At 65.9% G+C, this 15,454-nt stretch carries 17 protein-coding genes; 9 read left to right on the forward strand and 8 right to left on the reverse strand.

What is annotated here, in order from left to right:
• Window positions 1-62: 62 nt before the first annotated feature.
• Window positions 63-425, reverse strand: a complete 363-nt coding sequence (locus tag B5J99_RS17555; RefSeq protein ID WP_117353142.1) for a DMT family protein — start codon at window positions 423-425, stop codon at window positions 63-65.
• Window positions 426-595: 170 nt separating this feature from the next.
• Here B5J99_RS17555 and B5J99_RS17560 point away from each other — a divergent pair, with 170 nt between their 5' ends.
• On the forward strand, window positions 596-853 hold the full coding sequence (locus B5J99_RS17560; RefSeq protein WP_054134752.1) for a hypothetical protein: 258 nt from the start codon (window positions 596-598) through the stop codon (window positions 851-853).
• Between the two features lie 9 nt (window positions 854-862).
• Here the strand turns inward: B5J99_RS17560 and B5J99_RS17565 are convergent, their stop codons facing one another.
• From B5J99_RS17565 to B5J99_RS17590, 6 genes are all read right to left on the reverse strand, one after another.
• On the reverse strand, window positions 863-1,369 hold the full coding sequence (locus B5J99_RS17565) for a PAS domain-containing protein (RefSeq protein WP_117353143.1): 507 nt from the start codon (window positions 1,367-1,369) through the stop codon (window positions 863-865).
• An 18-nt stretch (window positions 1,370-1,387) separates the two neighbouring features.
• Window positions 1,388-1,939, reverse strand: a complete 552-nt coding sequence (locus tag B5J99_RS17570; RefSeq protein WP_054134754.1) for a gamma carbonic anhydrase family protein — start codon at window positions 1,937-1,939, stop codon at window positions 1,388-1,390.
• 4 nt (window positions 1,940-1,943) lie between these two features.
• Window positions 1,944-2,957 (reverse strand): porphobilinogen synthase, encoded by a 1,014-nt coding sequence (hemB, locus tag B5J99_RS17575; RefSeq protein WP_117353144.1) that lies wholly within the window; start codon window positions 2,955-2,957, stop codon window positions 1,944-1,946.
• A 180-nt stretch (window positions 2,958-3,137) separates the two neighbouring features.
• On the reverse strand, window positions 3,138-4,559 hold the full coding sequence (locus B5J99_RS17580) for a sensor histidine kinase (RefSeq protein ID WP_162892650.1): 1,422 nt from the start codon (window positions 4,557-4,559) through the stop codon (window positions 3,138-3,140).
• Window positions 4,556-5,290, reverse strand: a complete 735-nt coding sequence (locus B5J99_RS17585) for a response regulator (protein WP_117353146.1) — start codon at window positions 5,288-5,290, stop codon at window positions 4,556-4,558. The genes B5J99_RS17580 and B5J99_RS17585 overlap by 4 nt, the downstream gene beginning before the upstream one ends.
• A gap of 100 nt (window positions 5,291-5,390) precedes the next feature.
• On the reverse strand, window positions 5,391-6,011 hold the full coding sequence (locus tag B5J99_RS17590; protein ID WP_245991681.1) for an EF-hand domain-containing protein: 621 nt from the start codon (window positions 6,009-6,011) through the stop codon (window positions 5,391-5,393).
• Between the two features lie 264 nt (window positions 6,012-6,275).
• On the opposite strand from B5J99_RS17590, the gene B5J99_RS17595 reads away from it, so the two are divergent.
• Together B5J99_RS17595 and B5J99_RS17600 are read left to right on the forward strand one after the other, a co-directional pair.
• Window positions 6,276-8,141 (forward strand): ABC-F family ATP-binding cassette domain-containing protein, encoded by a 1,866-nt coding sequence (locus tag B5J99_RS17595; RefSeq protein ID WP_117353148.1) that lies wholly within the window; start codon window positions 6,276-6,278, stop codon window positions 8,139-8,141.
• Window positions 8,142-8,209: 68 nt separating this feature from the next.
• Complete coding sequence (locus B5J99_RS17600; RefSeq protein ID WP_117353149.1) at window positions 8,210-9,457, forward strand: acetyl-CoA C-acetyltransferase; 1,248 nt, start codon at window positions 8,210-8,212, stop codon at window positions 9,455-9,457.
• Window positions 9,458-9,484: 27 nt separating this feature from the next.
• Here the strand turns inward: B5J99_RS17600 and B5J99_RS17605 are convergent, their stop codons facing one another.
• A complete protein-coding gene (locus tag B5J99_RS17605; RefSeq protein ID WP_054134761.1) occupies window positions 9,485-9,847 on the reverse strand; it encodes a response regulator in 363 nt (120 codons plus the stop codon).
• Window positions 9,848-9,922: 75 nt separating this feature from the next.
• Between B5J99_RS17605 and B5J99_RS17610 the strand changes: the two genes are divergently transcribed.
• The 6 genes from B5J99_RS17610 to B5J99_RS17635 all read left to right on the forward strand — a co-directional run bounded on the left by B5J99_RS17610 (window position 9,923) and on the right by B5J99_RS17635 (window position 15,454).
• The gene (locus B5J99_RS17610) at window positions 9,923-10,225 is read left to right on the forward strand and encodes a DUF3572 family protein (RefSeq protein WP_245991682.1); all 303 of its coding nucleotides are present in this window, start codon (window positions 9,923-9,925) and stop codon (window positions 10,223-10,225) included.
• 17 nt (window positions 10,226-10,242) lie between these two features.
• Window positions 10,243-10,914: an HAD family hydrolase gene (locus tag B5J99_RS17615; protein WP_069050380.1), complete on the forward strand. Its 672-nt coding sequence runs from the start codon at window positions 10,243-10,245 to the stop codon at window positions 10,912-10,914.
• A 31-nt stretch (window positions 10,915-10,945) separates the two neighbouring features.
• Window positions 10,946-11,413: a RidA family protein gene (locus tag B5J99_RS17620; protein ID WP_054134764.1), complete on the forward strand. Its 468-nt coding sequence runs from the start codon at window positions 10,946-10,948 to the stop codon at window positions 11,411-11,413.
• Window positions 11,385-12,185 (forward strand): glycerophosphodiester phosphodiesterase family protein, encoded by an 801-nt coding sequence (locus B5J99_RS17625; protein WP_054134765.1) that lies wholly within the window; start codon window positions 11,385-11,387, stop codon window positions 12,183-12,185. The genes B5J99_RS17620 and B5J99_RS17625 overlap by 29 nt, the downstream gene beginning before the upstream one ends.
• A complete protein-coding gene (locus B5J99_RS17630) occupies window positions 12,182-13,330 on the forward strand; it encodes a GNAT family N-acetyltransferase (RefSeq protein WP_117353150.1) in 1,149 nt (382 codons plus the stop codon). The genes B5J99_RS17625 and B5J99_RS17630 overlap by 4 nt, the downstream gene beginning before the upstream one ends.
• A gap of 72 nt (window positions 13,331-13,402) precedes the next feature.
• A complete protein-coding gene (locus tag B5J99_RS17635) occupies window positions 13,403-15,454 on the forward strand; it encodes a S9 family peptidase (RefSeq protein ID WP_117353597.1) in 2,052 nt (683 codons plus the stop codon).

Below are 15,454 nucleotides of genomic sequence, written 5' to 3' on the forward strand. Positions count from 1 at the left end.
TGAGGAAGGGAGAGAATGCGGAAACGGATGCGAGGTGGGAACGCACGCAGCGGCGGTAACGGCTATTTGCCAACAAACAGGAAACCCACCCCTGCCATGATACAGCCAAAGGCCGCAAGATGCCGCCAGCTGAGCGCCTCGCCCAGCACCGCGACCATGAACACGCCGAACACGGTCAGCGCGAGCGCCTCCTGCACGATCTTGAGCTGACCCGGCGTCCAGCCATGCGCAAAGCCTATGCGGTTGGCGGGAACCGCAAAACAGTATTCGACCAGCGCAATACCCCAGCTGATCGCGATCACCCAGAAGATCGGGCGTGCCGCCGCGGCCTCTGTCCCGCCCCTGAGGTGCCAGTACCAAGCGGTGGTCATGAAGATGTTCGATATGGCAAGCAGCAGCACGGTGGGCGCGATCTGGGTGGGCATGGCGGGCTTTCATTTCACGGCGGAGCTGGTGTTGGTGCATGACCCACGAGCCCGCGAGAGGTAAAGAGAAGATAAATCTGTCGTCAACGTCCTCTTAACCCTTGCTGCCAAGGGGCGCTTAACCAGCAATGCGCACATCTTGTTGAACTTCAGCGCCAAAGGGGGTCAGCATGTCGCCAGACAGTGTGTTCATTTCATTCCTCTCCATCTCGCTCGCCTCGGTTTTCCTCGCGTTGCTGATCGGCACGCGCGGCGACCAGATCCGCAAGGTCGCAATGGCGCTGACCGAGGAAAGCGGCGGGCTGACGCGACGGCGCCAGTCGCGCATCGCCGCGGTCGAGCGCAAGACCGCGATCGCCGACGAGGCGATGCAGGCGCGGGCACGCGGCGAGCGGTTCGTGCCCCCGCGCAACTACCGGACGAGCTGAGCTGGATCCTCAGTCCTGTCCCACCGGCCCGGATGTCAGATCGATGATGAAGCCGATCACGCCGATCGTGGTGCCATCGCGGCCATAGCGGCAGGTTCCGCGCGACATCACCTCGCGCACTTCTCCGGCATCGGTGATGATGCGCGCACGAAAATCATAGTCCTCGCCATGGTCGAGCGAGCGCTGGACGGCATCGGCGACCTTCAACCGGTCGTCGGGGTGGTAATAGCAGATCGCCTCCTGCAGGCCGGGCTGGCCGCGCCGCCGGTCACGCTGGTGGATGGCGAACACCTCGTCCGACCAGTGCAGCGACGTTTCCGACCGTTCGAACTGCCAGTTGCCGATCCGGCCGACGCTGAGCGCCAGATCGAGCGACAGCGTCACCCGGTTGCGGTCGCGCTGCAGCGCCAGGTTTTCGCGCAGCACCTTGCGCAGACGGCGCAGCAGCTCGAGCGCCGCCAACGTGGCGACCAGCGCGCAAATCCATGGCAGATGTTCGATCAGGCCAGGCGACATGGCTCGTGTCTTTCCGGATCAGGATCCGTCAACGGCGGCTTTGTGCGCCCGGGCATTTTCGACATAATGCGCCACGCCGATCCGCATTCCGGCGATGGCAGGCTCGGGCAGATCGCGCATGAACTGCGCCGGGCGCCCGCCCCAGAGCTGCCCACCGGGCATCGACTTGCCAGGGGTGAGCATCGCGCCCGCCGCCAGCATGGCATCGCCGCCGATGCGGCAGCCGTCCATCACGATCGACCCCAGGCCGACGAACGCGCGATCCTCTAGCACGCAGCCGTGGATCATCGCCATATGACCGATCAGCACATCCTCGCCGATCAGCGTCGGAAAGCCTTCGGGCTGACCGGGCCGCGGGCTGTCGCAATGGATGACGGTACCGTCCTGCACATTGGTCCGCGCGCCGATGACGATGCGGTTGACGTCGGCGCGGATCACGCAGTTGTACCAGATGCTGGCATCGGGGCCGATCTCGACATCGCCGATGATCCGGCATCCCGGCGCGATGAACGCGCTGTCGTGGATCCGCGGGGTTTTGCCGTGCAGGCTGATGATGGAAACGTCGTGCATGCCCTCAACCCTTCGCCAGCAGTCTGGCCGCGTGGAGCGCATGATAGGTCAATATCCCGCTGCACCCTGCGCGGCGGAAGGCAAGCAGGCTTTCGAGCACCACCGCATCGCGGTCGCCCGCGCCAGCGGCTGCCATTGCCTCGATCATCGCATATTCGCCCGAGACCATATAGGCATAGGTCGGCAGCCCGAAGGTCTGCTTCACGCGTGCCGCGATATCGAGATACGGGAGCCCCGGCTTGACCATAACGCTGTCAGCGCCCTCTGCGATGTCCATCGCCACCTCGCGCAGCGCCTCGTCGCCGTTGGCCGGATCCATCTGATAGCTTTTCTTGTCGCCCTTGAGCAGCCCAGACGAGCCCACCGCGTCGCGGAACGGGCCGTAGAACGCGCTGGCGTATTTGGCGGCATAGCTCATGATCTGGACGTTGTGATGGCCGTGCGCCTCGAGCGCGGCGCGGATTTCGCCGATGCGTCCATCCATCATGTCCGATGGCGCAATGATGTCCGCGCCTGCCGCCGCCTGGTTGAGTGCCTGGCCGACCAGCACTTTGACCGTGGCATCGTTGAGCACATAGCCTTCCTCATCGACCAGACCGTCCTGGCCGTGCGCGGTATAGGGATCGAGCGCGACATCGGTGAGCACGCCGATGCGGTCGCCAAGCTCGGCCTTGATCGCGCGGATCGCGCGGCACATCAGATTGTCGGGGTTGAGCGCTTCGGCGCCGTCCTGGCTGCGGCGTTCGGGTTGGGTGTTAGGGAACAGAGCGATGCACGCGATCCCCGCCTCGGCCGCTTCCTTCGCGCGCTCCACAATGCCATCGACCGACCAGCGCGAGACGCCGGGCAGCGAGGCGATCGGCTCCTCGACCCCTTCGCCCTCGGTCACAAACAAAGGCCAGATCAGATTGGCGGGCGACAGGCTGGTCTCGCGGACCATGTCGCGGCTCCATCGCGTAGAACGCGTGCGGCGCAGGCGGGTGGCGGGATAGGCGGTGGTGGGAGGGCTGTGCGTCATGCCAATGCTCTAGCGGGTGGGTGCGTGAAGGGGAAGGTGTGTTGCGGGTCGTGGAAGCACACTGCGCAGACAAAGTTCTTCGTCACCCCCACGGAGGCGGGGGTCCCGCTACCAGCACTGCCCGAGCGCAACAGCGGGATTCCCGCGTTCGCGGGAATGACGGAGTTTAGACGCTAAACCTCAGCCCACCGGCAGCGTCAACACTGCGCGAAGGCCTTCGATCGCGCCGCCTGGGCCGCGGCGGTTCTGCACGGTCAGCGAGCCGCCATGCTGGTGCGCGACCGCGCGCGCGAGTGTCAGCCCCAGCCCCGTGCCGCCGGTTGCCATGTTGCGCGAGGCTTCCAGCCGGGTGAAGGGCTCGAACATCCGCTCGATCTGATCGTCGGCGATCCCCGGGCCATCATCGTCGATGGTGATTGCCACGCTCGACGTCTGCCGCGCGATGCTGATCCGCGCGCGTGACCCGTAACGCACCGCATTGCCGATGACGTTGCGCAGCGCGCGGCGGATCCAGGTGAGTTGCAGCGGCGCGACGATGCGTTCGCACTCGGCCAGCTCCACGTCCTGCCCCAGATCGCGGTACTCGTCGGCGATCATCTCGACCAGCGCGACCAGATTGACCGGCTCGGGCGCCTCGCCGGTGCGTCCGATCCGCGCCAGCGACAAGATGTCGTCGAGCGTGCGGGTGATATCATCGATGCTGGCGACCATGCGTGAGCGCTGGCGGTCATCGGGCACCGATTCGACCCGCACCCGAAGCGCTGCGAGCGGCGTCTTGAGATCATGCCCGATCGCGCCCAGCATCACGTCCTTCTCGTTGAGCATCGCGGAAATCCGCGCGCTCATCGCGTTGAACGAGCGGGTGAGATCGGCAAGGTCGCTGGGCCCCGAAGGCTCAATCGGCTGGGCCTGCTGGGTCTGCTCGAACTGCGCCACGCCATCGCGCAGCGCGCCCATAGAGCGCGCGATACGGCGGGTCAGCCACACCAGGGGCACCAGCATCACCAGATACAGCACCACGGTCTGCGCGATGATGGTCACGCCGATTCGATTCGACGCCTCGGCCACCGGAACGCGCACGCTGAGCCACTGGCCGTCGGGACGCTCGATCGCGATCACCGCGAGCTGGCGGATGCGTTCGTCATCGCGCCCGCCGATTTCCGCCGCCAGCCGGTCCATGCGGCGCGGCCGGGGCGGTGCGGGCATGGCTGCAGCCCGGATATCGCGATAATTGACTCCATAGCTCGGCAGGATGGCGTTCAACCGCTGTTCGATCTTGGGCATCGCCTGCATCGCAGGCGTGATCGGGCTGACCGGATCGAGCGCAGTGCGCCGCATCCTGAGGCCGGGCGCGCGGCCCATCCGGCCGAGCCGCTGCTCGCGCAACGGCCTGCCTTGCTCCAGCCGGTCGGTCGAAGCGATCAGCCGCACCGCCGCTTCCGCCGCGACCCGGTCCATCGCCTGATCGCGCTGCGCCCGCACCAGCAGTACCGCGTTGAGCAGCTGCCCCACCAGCAGCGCTAGCGCGATGGTCAGCAGCAGGCGGCCGGCAAGGCTGGACGGCCACAACCGCTTGAAACTGGGCCGCTTGAGCATATTCATGGCGTATCGGGGGTCGCCAGACGGCGGACCTTGGCGGCGAGCGTATAGCCGCCACCCCACACGGTCTTGATCAGCCGCGGGGTGCGGTTGTCGGCCTCGACCTTCTTGCGCAGGCGGCTGATCTGGTTGTCGATCGCGCGATCGAACAGGTGCGCCTCGCGGCCATGCGCAAGATCGAGCAGCTGGTCGCGGTTGAGCACGTGCCCGGCGTGCTCGCAGAACACCTGCAACAGCTTGAACTCGGCGGTGGAGATGGGCACCAGCGCGCCATCGGGATCGGTCAGGCGGCGCTTGACGGTGTCGAGCCGCCAGCCGTCGAATTCGAACCCCTGGACCTCGTCCTCGGGTGTCTGCGGGACGCGCGCGGCGCGGCGCAGAACGGTCTTGATGCGTGCCACCAGCTCGCGCGGATCGAACGGCTTGACGACATAATCGTCGGCACCGATCTCCAGCCCGATGATGCGGTCCATCGCCTCGCCCTTGGCGGTGATCAGGATCACCGGGATTTCGGATTGCGCCGCGACATGGCGGCACAGGCTGAGGCCATCCTCGCCAGGCATCATGATGTCGAGCAGCAAGATGGCAAAGCGCTGGTCGCGCATCAGCGTGCGCGCCTTGGCGGCATCGCCAGCCTCGGTCACGGCAAAGCCCTGCCCCACCAGATATTCGGCGAGCGGTTCGCGCAAGCTGGGCTCGTCGTCGACGAGCAGGATGTGGGGCAAGTCATTCATGGTGGATCAGCATGTGCCGGTTACGAGGATCAATGGCAACCGGCCCCAGTGCAGCGGGGAACCTGCACCGGAGCCGGAAGATCGTCAAAGGCTGGAAAAATCAGCCCGCCGGCTTGGCGCGCTTTTCCTGCCAGCGCTGCTTCATCGCTTCGCGCGCAGCATCGCGCTCGGCCTTGGTCACCTGGCCGTCGTTGTTGGTGTCCTGGCGCTTGAACCGCTCCAGCGCACCGGCCTCGAACTCGGCCATAGTGATCGCGCCATCCTTGTTGGTGTCGAGACGCATCATGCGAGCATGGCCGCCACCATGGCCGCCGCGCATGCCCTTGCCGGGACCACCGCGCCACTTGCCACCCTGGCGAGCGCCGGGCTCGCCCTTGCCGGCTTCGGCGCGCATGCTCATGCGTTCGGCGCGTTTCGTCTCGCGGGCTTCGCGCGCTACGGTCATTTCGGCCAGGCTGACTTCGCCGCTGCCATCGGTGTCGAGCTTCTTGAAGCGCTCGGCCTGACGCGCTTCGCGATCGGCCTTGTCGATCCTGCCGTCCTTGTTGACGTCCATCCGGGCGAACATCGTCTGCGCCTGGGTGCGGACCTCGGCCTGGGTGATCACGCCGTCCTGATTGGCATCGGGGCCGCGCATCTTGCCACCGGCGGGCTGCGCGACAGCCATGCTGGCGGTGAGCATCGCGGCCAGCGCGGCACCTGCGATAAGGGTCTTCTTCATGGGATATTCCTTCATGTTCAATTCCTGAGGGGGAGGAAGCCGCCCCAACCGGTGCAAAGGGGGGGATGAGGCCAGGACGACTTCCTTGAGACCCGTTCTAGAGGCGCATTGTCGCACAGCTTTGCCGGATCGGGCACAAAAGTGTCGCAAAGTGTATCAGCCGGCACGCCCCGTTCATCCGGCCGCAAGCTGATCGCGGCTTTTCGCTGCAATGCAGCAACGCCCCGCTTGGCTAATGCGCTGCGGGCTGGTAGGCGCGCGTGCATGCTCGCAATGAACAACATCACCGTCCGGCTGGGTGGCCGCACGATCCTCGACGGCGCAACCGCAGCCATTCCCCCCGGCGGCCGCATCGGCCTGATCGGGCGCAACGGCGCGGGCAAGTCCACGCTGATGAAGGTGATGATCGGCGAGCTCGAGCCCGATGACGGCGAGATCGAGATGCCGCGCCTCGCCAAACTTGGCTATATCGCGCAGGAAGCGCCGCACGGAGCGATGACCCCGCTCGATACCGTGCTCGCCGCGGATGTGGAGCGCACGAGCCTGCTCGAAGAGGCCGAGACCTGCACCGATCCCGACCGACTGGGCGATGTCCACGAACGGCTGCTCGCTATCGACGCCTACAGCGCCCCGTCGCGCGCCGCGATCATCCTCACCGGGCTGGGCTTCGACGACGAGATGCAGAACCGCCCGCTCGACAGCTTTTCGGGCGGCTGGAAGATGCGGGTTGCACTGGGCGCCTTGCTGTTCTCGCAGCCCGACGTGCTGCTGCTCGACGAGCCCTCGAACCACCTCGACCTTGAAGCGACCTTGTGGCTCGAGAACTTCCTCAAGGCGTACCCCGCGACCCTGATCGTGATCAGCCATGAACGCGATCTGCTCAACAACGTGGTCGACCACATCCTGCATCTGCAGGGCGGGAAGGTGACGCTGTATCCCGGCGGCTATGACAGCTTCGAGCGCCAGCGCGCCGAACGCGCCGCGCAGCTCGCCGCCGCCAAGGCCTCGCAGGACGCCCAGCGCGCCAAATTGCAGGACTATGTCGCGCGCAACAGCGCCCGCGCCTCGACCGCCAAGCAGGCGCAGTCGCGTGCCAAGATGCTCGCCAAGATGCAGCCGATCACCGCGCTGATGGAAGATCCGAGCCTGTCGTTCGATTTCCCCAGCCCGTCCGAGCTCAAGCCCCCGCTGATCACGCTCGATCTGGCAGCGGTCGGTTATGCTGAGGACAATCCCATCCTGCGGCGGCTCAATCTGCGCATCGATCCCGATGACCGGATCGCGCTGCTGGGCCGCAACGGCAACGGCAAGACCACGCTCGCCCGCCTGCTCGCCGCGCAGCTTCCCGCGCTCGAAGGCGCGATGGAAACCGCGGGCAAGATGCAGATCGGCTATTTCACCCAGTATCAGGTCGAGGAGCTCGAGGCCGACAGCACCCCGCTCGAGCAGATGACTCGCGCGATGAAGGGCAAGACGCCTGCTGCCGTGCGCGCGCAATTGGGCCGCTTCGGATTTTCGGGCAACCGCGCGATGTCGAGCGTCGGCACCCTGTCGGGCGGCGAGCGCGCAAGGCTGGCGCTCGCGCTGATCACCCGCGATGCTCCGCACCTGCTGATCCTCGACGAGCCGACCAACCACTTGGACGTCGATGCGCGCGAGGCTTTGGTGCAGGCGCTCAACGAATATGACGGCGCGGTGATCCTGATCAGCCATGACCGTCACATGGTCGAACTGACCGCCGACCGGCTGGTGCTGGTCGATGCAGGCACCGCGACCGAGTACAACGGCTCGATGCGCGACTACATGGACTTCGTGCTGGGCATCAACCAGCCCAAGGGCGATCCCAAGCCCAAGATGTCCAAGAAGGACAAGAAGGCCGACGCCTTCCACCGCGACCAGATCCGCAAGATGGAGAATAAGGTCAAGACAGCGGAAAAGGCCGTGGCCGAGCTGCAGGCGCAGTGTTCGGACATCGACCGCGCGATGTTCGATCCGTCTTCCGCCAAGCCCGAACACGCCAAGCTGACGATGAGCGAACTGGCGCGGCAACGCACACGGCTGGGCGAACTGCTCGCCGAGGCAGAAGCTGCCTGGCTGGAATGCAACGAGAAGCTCGAAGCCCTGAATTGACGCTTGCTGGCGCCCTTGGGATGGTTTAACTGATCGGTTAAATCAACCAGACCCGAGAGGATACCAGCATGGCCGACGCCTATATCATCGACGCTGTCCGCACCCCGCGCGGGGTCGGAAAGCCCGGCAAGGGTGCGCTGTCGCACCTGCACCCGCAGGATCTGGCCGCGACCGTGCTCAAGGCGATCAAGGATCGCAACCACCTCGATACCGCGACCGTGGACGATGTCATCTGGTCGACCTCGACCCAGAAGGGCAAGCAGGGCGGCGACCTTGGCCGCATGTCCGCGCTCGCAGCAGGCTATGATGTCAAGGCCAGCGGCATGACGCTGGACCGCTTCTGCGGCGGCGGCATCACCTCAGTGAACCTCGCGACCGCAGCGGTGATGTCAGGCATGGAAGATTGCGTGATCGCAGGCGGCACCGAGATGATGAGCTACACCCAGACCGTGGGCGCTGCCGAAGCCAATGCCGGGATGCCGCCGCCGCTGATGGGATCGCACAACCCCGCGCTCGACGAACTGCACCCGCAGTCGCACCAGGGCGTGTGCGGCGATGCAATCGCATCGATGGAAGGCATTTCACGCGAGGCATTGGATGCGTTGGCCCTGGTCAGCCAGCAGCGCGCTGCGCGCGCCATCGCCGAGGGCCGGTTCGACAAGTCGGTAGTCCCGGTGTATAACCCGGACGGCAGCATCGCGCTCGACCGCGAGGAGTTCCCCCGCCCCGACACCACCGCCGAAAGCCTTGCCGCATTGAAGCCCGCCTTTGCCGGCATGGCCGATTTCGAGATCGGCGGCACCACCTTCCGCAAGCAGATCAACCGGCGCTATCCCGATCTCACCATCGAGCATATGCACCATGCGGGCAACAGCTCGGGCGTGGTCGATGGCGCCGCTGCCGTGCTGATCACCTCGAAGGATTATGCCGACAAGCACGGGCTCAAGCCCCGCGCGCGGATCGTCACCTATGTCAACATGGGCGATGACCCGACGCTGATGCTCAACGCGCCCGTCCCCGCCGCGAAAAAGGCGCTGGAGCGCGCAGGCCTGTCCAAGGACGACATCGACGTGTGGGAAATCAACGAGGCATTTTCGGTGGTCGCCGAAAAGTTCATCCGCGATCTCGATCTCGACCGCGAGAAGGTCAACATCAACGGCGGCGCGATGGCCTTGGGCCACCCGATCGGTGCGACCGGATCGATGCTGATCGGCACCGCACTCGATGAGCTCGAGCGCTCGGGCGGTCGCTATGGCCTGATCACGATGTGCGCCGCGGGCGGCATGGCGCCTGCGATCATCATCGAACGCATCTGAACCGAACCACGGCCCGGTGAGCGCGCTTTACACGAGCGCGTTCACCGCCGCCATGAACGGGCCGATCGAAACCGGCTTTGAGACATAACCCTCCGCCCCGGCGGCGCGGATGCGGTCCTCGTCCCCCTTGCCCGCATAAGCGGTGACCGCCATGATCGGGATGAGGCGCAGGTCGCGATCGGCCTTGATCGCCTCGATCAGCTCCAGCCCGCTGATGTGCGGCAGCTGGATGTCCATGATGATCAGCCCGGGCACGAACTGGCGCGCGCGCTCCATCACCTCGCGGCCATCGGCCAGTCCCTCGACGGCAAAGCCGTGCGCGGTGAGGAGATCGCAGAAAAGTTTGCGATTAAGGTCGTTATCCTCGACAACCAGCACTCTTTTTGCCACTGAACCGCTTATCCAAATTGCCGGTGCATTGGGCGCCGGACGTTATTCACCAGAACGCGGATGTAGGCCAAAGCCGTGACCGATACAATCAGGCCAGATACCCCGTCAGACAGGGGCGCTCCCCATGATCCGGCCACCATGGCGCTGCTGGCGCTGTCGTGGCTGCTCGGCGATGGCGAGCGCGCCGAAAGGCTGCTCTCGCTCACCGGAATGACCGTGGACGACCTGCGCGCCGGCGCTTCCAGCCCCCGCATCCTGGCGGAATTCATCCGCTATCTGGAAGGGCATGAGGCGGATCTGATCGCCGCTGCCGATGCCATCGGCGCGAGCCCCGCGGCCCTGGTCAATGCCCGCATCCAGCTGGAACGCCAGACTTGAAACCGAACGGACCCGACATGACCCCCTCTCCCAAGGCACCCCGCCCGCTGCTGATCACCGATTGCGACGAGGTGCTGCTGTATATGGTCGCGCCGTTCCGCGACTGGCTGGACGAGGCGCACGATATCGAGTTCGACATGTCCGGCGGCGATTTTGCCAAGGCACTGGTCGATCGCAAGACCCGCGAGGCGGTGAAGCCCGGCGACATCTGGCCGCTGCTCAACGCCTTCTTCGACACCGAAATGCACCGCCAGATGCCGATTCCCGGCGCGGTCGAGGCATTGAAGGCGATCGGCGAGCATGCCGACATCGTGGTGCTGACCAACCTCAACGATCACCGCCAGCAATCGCGCAGCGAGCAGCTTGCGCGCTTCGGGCTGCATCACCGCGTCGTGTGCAACCAGGGACCCAAGGGCGAACCGCTCAAGCGCATCGTCGACGAGCACGCGCCTTCGGTCGCGATCTTTGTCGACGACCTGCCGCAGCATCACGAATCGGCCGCCGAGCACGCGCCCGAGGTCTGGCGGCTGCATATGGTCGGCGAGACCGCGCTGGCGCCGCACATCGTCTGCGCGGCGACTGCGGGCCATGCGCATGCGCGGATCGACAGCTGGACCGCCGCGCTCGACTGGGTGATGGAACGCATCGCGCTGGGTGTGCCCGCCCCCGGCATCGAGGCTGCGGCTTGACGCTGGCCAGCACATTGGAGAATACGAGCATATGACTGACAGCATTGAACAAAAGCTCGCCGAACTGGGTCTCGAACTGCCCCAGCCCGCCGCTCCCGTCGCCTCCTATGTCCCCGCCGTGGAAGTAGGCGGCATGCTCTACATCTCGGGCCAGCTGCCGTTCATCGACGGCAAGGTCGTCACCGGACGGCTGGGCGAGAATGTCTCGCTCGAGGCCGGAGAGGCTGCCGCGCGCGCCTGCGGCATCATGCTGATCGCGCAGATGAAGGCGGCTCTGGGCTCGCTCGACCGGGTCGAGCGGATCGTCAAGCTCGGCGCCTTCATCGCCAGCACGCCCGAGTTCAACGCCCAGCCCAAGGTCGCCAATGGCGCATCGGACCTGATGGTCCAGGTGTTCGGCGCGGCGGGCCAGCATGCGCGCAGCGCCGTCGGCGTTCCCGTCCTGCCCCTGGGCGCCGCCGTGGAGATCGATGCCATTGTCGCCGTTCGGCCTGCTTGACGGCTGGCTGGCGCCGCCGCCCGAACCCCGCCGCATCGCCTGGCTGGGAGAGCAGCCCTACGCCCATCGCGGTCTGCATGACGGCATGTGGCAGGGCCCTGTGCTCGAAAACGGCCTGCCCGCGTTCACCGCGGCGATCGCCGCCGGCCATGGCATCGAATGCGATGTCCAGCGCAGCATCGACAACCGCGCGGTGGTATTCCACGACTTTTCACTGAGCCGGCTGACGCTGGCTCAGGGCCGAGTCGATGGCAAGACCGCCGCCGAGCTCACGCAGATCCGGCTGATGGGCCAGAATGGCGCGATCGCAGAACTCGGCGCGGTTCTGGGCGTGGTGCGCGGGCGCGCGCCGATCCTGATCGAGATCAAGACCGAGACCGACCATGTTGCGCCCCTGTGCCTTGCGGTGCGCCGCGCGCTCGAAGGCTATGGCGGCAAGGCGGCGATCATGAGCTTCCACCCCGCGGTCTCGGCCTGGTTCCGGCGGCAGGCGCCGCACATCGTGCGCGGGCTGGTGATGACCGAGGAAGGCTCGCACGGCTGGAAGGGCACGATGCGCCGCCACCTTGATCTTTGGCAGGCCAAGCCCGATTTCCTCGCTTATGACATTCGCGATCTTCCCAGCGGCTTTGCCGCAGCCCAGCGCGCCCGTGGCCTGCCCGTGCTGACCTGGACGGTACGCACCGACGAACAGCACGCCATCGCCGCCGACCACGCTGATGCGCCGATCTACGAACGCGCCCTGGCGCCGGACCCTTCCCCGCACGCATGAGCGAAAAGGCGATCACCGCCGAGGTCGGCCGCAGCATCGCCGCGCTGGATGCGGGTCAATGGGATGCGCTGGCGGGCCCGGACAACCCGTTCGTTTCCCACGCCTTTCTCAGCCTGCTCGAAGCTTCGGGCAGCGTCGGCCGCGGCACCGGCTGGACCCCTGCACCGATCACCATCAAGGGCGAAGACGGCAGGCTGGTCGCGGCGCTGCCCGCCTATCTCAAGAGCCACAGCCAGGGCGAATATGTCTTCGACCACAATTGGGCGCATGCGTGGGAGAATGCCGGGGGAAGCTATTACCCCAAGTTGCAGATTTCCGTCCCGTTCACGCCCGCGACCGGCCCGCGCATCCTGCTGGCCGATCCGGTGTGGTCGCTGCCGATCCTGACCGCCGCGCAGAACCTTGCCGAACAGAACAACCTGTCTTCGGTCCACGCGACCTTTATCGAGCCCGCCCAACTGCCGCTGTTCGAGCAGGCCGGATGGCTGCTGCGCGCCGACACCCAGTTTCACTGGCACGACGAGAATTATGGCGATTTCCAGGGCTTTCTGGGCTCGCTGACCTCACGCAAGCGCAAGGATCTGCGCAAGGAGCGCGCCAAGGCGCAGGAGGGCGTCGAGATCGTCCACCTCACCGGGGACATGATCACCGAAGCGCATTGGGACGCGTTCTGGATCTTCTACCAGGACACCGGCGCGCGCAAATGGGGCCAGCCTTATCTCACCCGCGAGGCCTTCAGCCTGATGGGGCAAACGATGGCCGACCGCATCCTGCTGATCCTCGCGCTGTACGAAGGCCGCCCGATCGCAGGCGCGCTCAACTTCATCGGCAGCGACACGCTCTATGGCCGTTATTGGGGCTGCACGGTGGACAAGCCGTTCCTGCATTTCGAGCTCTGCTACTACCAGGCGATCGACGCGGCGCTGGCGCGCGGCCTCTCACGGGTTGAGGCTGGCGCGCAGGGCGGGCACAAGATGGCGCGCGGCTATGCGCCCGAGATCACATGGTCGGCGCACTATATCCCCGATCCCGGCTTCCGCCGCGCGGTGGGCGATTTCCTCAAGCGCGAGCGCGCAGCTGTGCAGGCCGACCGCGAAATGCTGACCGAGATGCTGCCGTTCAAGCGTGGTCCATCTGCGGCTTGACGCACGCGCGTGCCCGGCGCACGCTGGCGTATCTGCAACCAGCTGATCTACCAGCAGAAAGCCCCACACCTTATGCGCACAATTCGATATGCCGCCCTGCTGCTTGCGTTCGCCAGCCCCACTGCCCTGCTCGCCCAAGCCGCGCCCGACAGCCGACTGACCGGCCAGGACCTGTTTTCGCTCGAGGTCGCCGCCGATCCGCAGATCGCGCCCGATGGCAGTGCAATCGCCTTCGTCCGGCGCGCCAACGACATCATGTCGGACAAGGCTGTCTCGTCGATCTGGCTGGTCAACACCGCGAGCGGCGAGATGACCCCGGTCGCCGCTGGCCCCGGCGGGCACAGCCAGCCGCGCTGGTCGCCCGATGGCAAGCGTCTTGCCTATGTCTCGACCGCCGAGGGCGGCGCGCCGCAACTCTACGTCCGCTGGATGGCGAGCGGAGAGGCGGTGCGGATCACGGGACTTCCCGAAAGCCCCGGCAATATCGCCTGGTCGCCCGATGGCACGCAGATCGCCTACACCCTGTTCGTGGCTGCCGAAGGGCCCAGGCTGGGAAAGGCGCCCGACAAGCCCGAGGGCGCGACCTGGGCCGCGCGGCTGGAAACTTATGACATGCTCGCCTATCGCGCCGATGGCGCGGGCTATATCAAGCCCGGGTTCGACAAGATCTTCGTCGTTCCCGCCACCGGCGGCGCGCCGCGCCAATTGAGCTTCGGCGAGTATCACGACGGCGGCGGGCTGACCTGGAGCAAGGACGGCAGCACGCTCTACTTCTCGGGCAACCGCTCGCCCAACTGGGAAAGCGATCCGGTCGATGCGGAGATCTACGCGCTGGATATCGCCAGCGGCACGATCGCAGCGCTCACCGATCGCGACGGTCCGGACGCATCGCCGGTGGTCTCCCCAGATGGCAGCAAAATTGCCTATCTGGGGTTCGACGACAAGTTGCTCGGCTATCACAACGCGCAGGCCTATGTGATGAACCGCGATGGCTCGGGCAAGCGCGCGGTCGCACCCTCGCTCGATCGCAGCATCGATACGCTCGTCTGGGCGCCCGACGGCCAGGCGCTGATCGCGCAATATGACGACCATGGCGAGACTTTGGTCGCACGCATCGGGATGGACGGATCGGTGCGCGAGATCGTGCGTGGCCTGACTGGCCCGTCGCTCGACCGGCCCTATTCGGGCGGATCGTTCAGCGTCGCGAAGTCCGGCGCGATTGCCTATTCGGGTGGCAATGCCACCAAACCTGCCGATGTCATGCTGGCGAGCGGCGGCAAGACCCGGTCGCTCACCCGGTTCAACAGCACGCTGATGGCGAGCAAGCGTCTGGGCGACGTCCGCAAGGTGACCACCGCATCGACCTTTGACGGCCGCGAGATCGAAGGCTGGCTGACGCTTCCCCCGGGGCATGTGCCGGGAACGCGGGTACCGCTGGTGCTCGAAATCCATGGCGGGCCGTTCTCCGCTTATGGCCCGCATTTCTCCACAGACAACCAGCTCTATGCCGCATCGGGCTATGCCGTCCTCTCGGTCAACCCGCGTGGATCAACCAGTTACGGCGCAGAGTTCGCAAACCTCATCCACCATGCCTATCCCGGCAATGATTATGACGATCTGATCGCGATGGTCGACAAGGCGATTGCCGATGGCGTGGCTGATCCCGATCAATTGTTCGTCACCGGCGGATCGGGCGGCGGGGTGCTGACCAGCTGGATCGTCGGCAAGACCGACCGCTTCAAGGCGGCGGCGACGCAGAAGCCGGTGATCAACTGGACCAGCCAGGCGCTGACCGCCGATGGGCCTGCGTTCTTTGCGAAATACTGGTTCGGCAAGATGCCGTGGGAGGATCAGGCAAGCTATTGGGCGCGCTCGCCCTTGTCGCTCGTCGCCAATGTGAAGACGCCGACGCTGGTGGTGGTCGGCAGCGAGGATTACCGCACCCCGGTGAGCGAGTCCGAGCAATACTACACCGCGCTCAAGCTGGTCGGCGTTCCGACAGCTCTGGTCAAGGTTCCGGGCGCCAGCCATGGCGGCATCGCGGCGCGGCCATCGCAAAGCGCGGCCAAGGCCTCGGCGATCATCGCCTGGTTCGAACGCTACCGCAAACCGGCAGCGCAATAG

This window comes from Blastomonas fulva, from assembly GCF_003431825.1.
GTDB classification, from domain to species: Bacteria; Pseudomonadota; Alphaproteobacteria; order Sphingomonadales; family Sphingomonadaceae; genus Blastomonas; species Blastomonas fulva.

Excerpts from the sequence above, each read along its gene's own strand:
- B5J99_RS17555 (WP_117353142.1), bottom strand. The coding sequence starts at position 425 with ATGCCCACCCAGATCGCGCCCACCGTGCTGCTGCTTGCCATATCGAAC.
- B5J99_RS17560 (WP_054134752.1), top strand. The coding sequence starts at position 596 with ATGTCGCCAGACAGTGTGTTCATTTCATTCCTCTCCATCTCGCTCGCC.
- B5J99_RS17565 (WP_117353143.1), bottom strand. The coding sequence starts at position 1,369 with ATGTCGCCTGGCCTGATCGAACATCTGCCATGGATTTGCGCGCTGGTC.
- B5J99_RS17570 (WP_054134754.1), bottom strand. The coding sequence starts at position 1,939 with ATGCACGACGTTTCCATCATCAGCCTGCACGGCAAAACCCCGCGGATC.
- hemB (WP_117353144.1), bottom strand. The coding sequence starts at position 2,957 with ATGACGCACAGCCCTCCCACCACCGCCTATCCCGCCACCCGCCTGCGC.
- B5J99_RS17580 (WP_162892650.1), bottom strand. The coding sequence starts at position 4,559 with ATGAATATGCTCAAGCGGCCCAGTTTCAAGCGGTTGTGGCCGTCCAGC.
- B5J99_RS17585 (WP_117353146.1), bottom strand. The coding sequence starts at position 5,290 with ATGAATGACTTGCCCCACATCCTGCTCGTCGACGACGAGCCCAGCTTG.
- B5J99_RS17590 (WP_245991681.1), bottom strand. The coding sequence starts at position 6,011 with ATGAAGAAGACCCTTATCGCAGGTGCCGCGCTGGCCGCGATGCTCACC.
- B5J99_RS17595 (WP_117353148.1), top strand. The coding sequence starts at position 6,276 with ATGCTCGCAATGAACAACATCACCGTCCGGCTGGGTGGCCGCACGATC.
- B5J99_RS17600 (WP_117353149.1), top strand. The coding sequence starts at position 8,210 with ATGGCCGACGCCTATATCATCGACGCTGTCCGCACCCCGCGCGGGGTC.
- B5J99_RS17615 (WP_069050380.1), top strand. The coding sequence starts at position 10,243 with ATGACCCCCTCTCCCAAGGCACCCCGCCCGCTGCTGATCACCGATTGC.
- B5J99_RS17620 (WP_054134764.1), top strand. The coding sequence starts at position 10,946 with ATGACTGACAGCATTGAACAAAAGCTCGCCGAACTGGGTCTCGAACTG.
- B5J99_RS17625 (WP_054134765.1), top strand. The coding sequence starts at position 11,385 with ATGCCATTGTCGCCGTTCGGCCTGCTTGACGGCTGGCTGGCGCCGCCG.
- B5J99_RS17630 (WP_117353150.1), top strand. The coding sequence starts at position 12,182 with ATGAGCGAAAAGGCGATCACCGCCGAGGTCGGCCGCAGCATCGCCGCG.
- B5J99_RS17635 (WP_117353597.1), top strand. The coding sequence starts at position 13,403 with ATGCGCACAATTCGATATGCCGCCCTGCTGCTTGCGTTCGCCAGCCCC.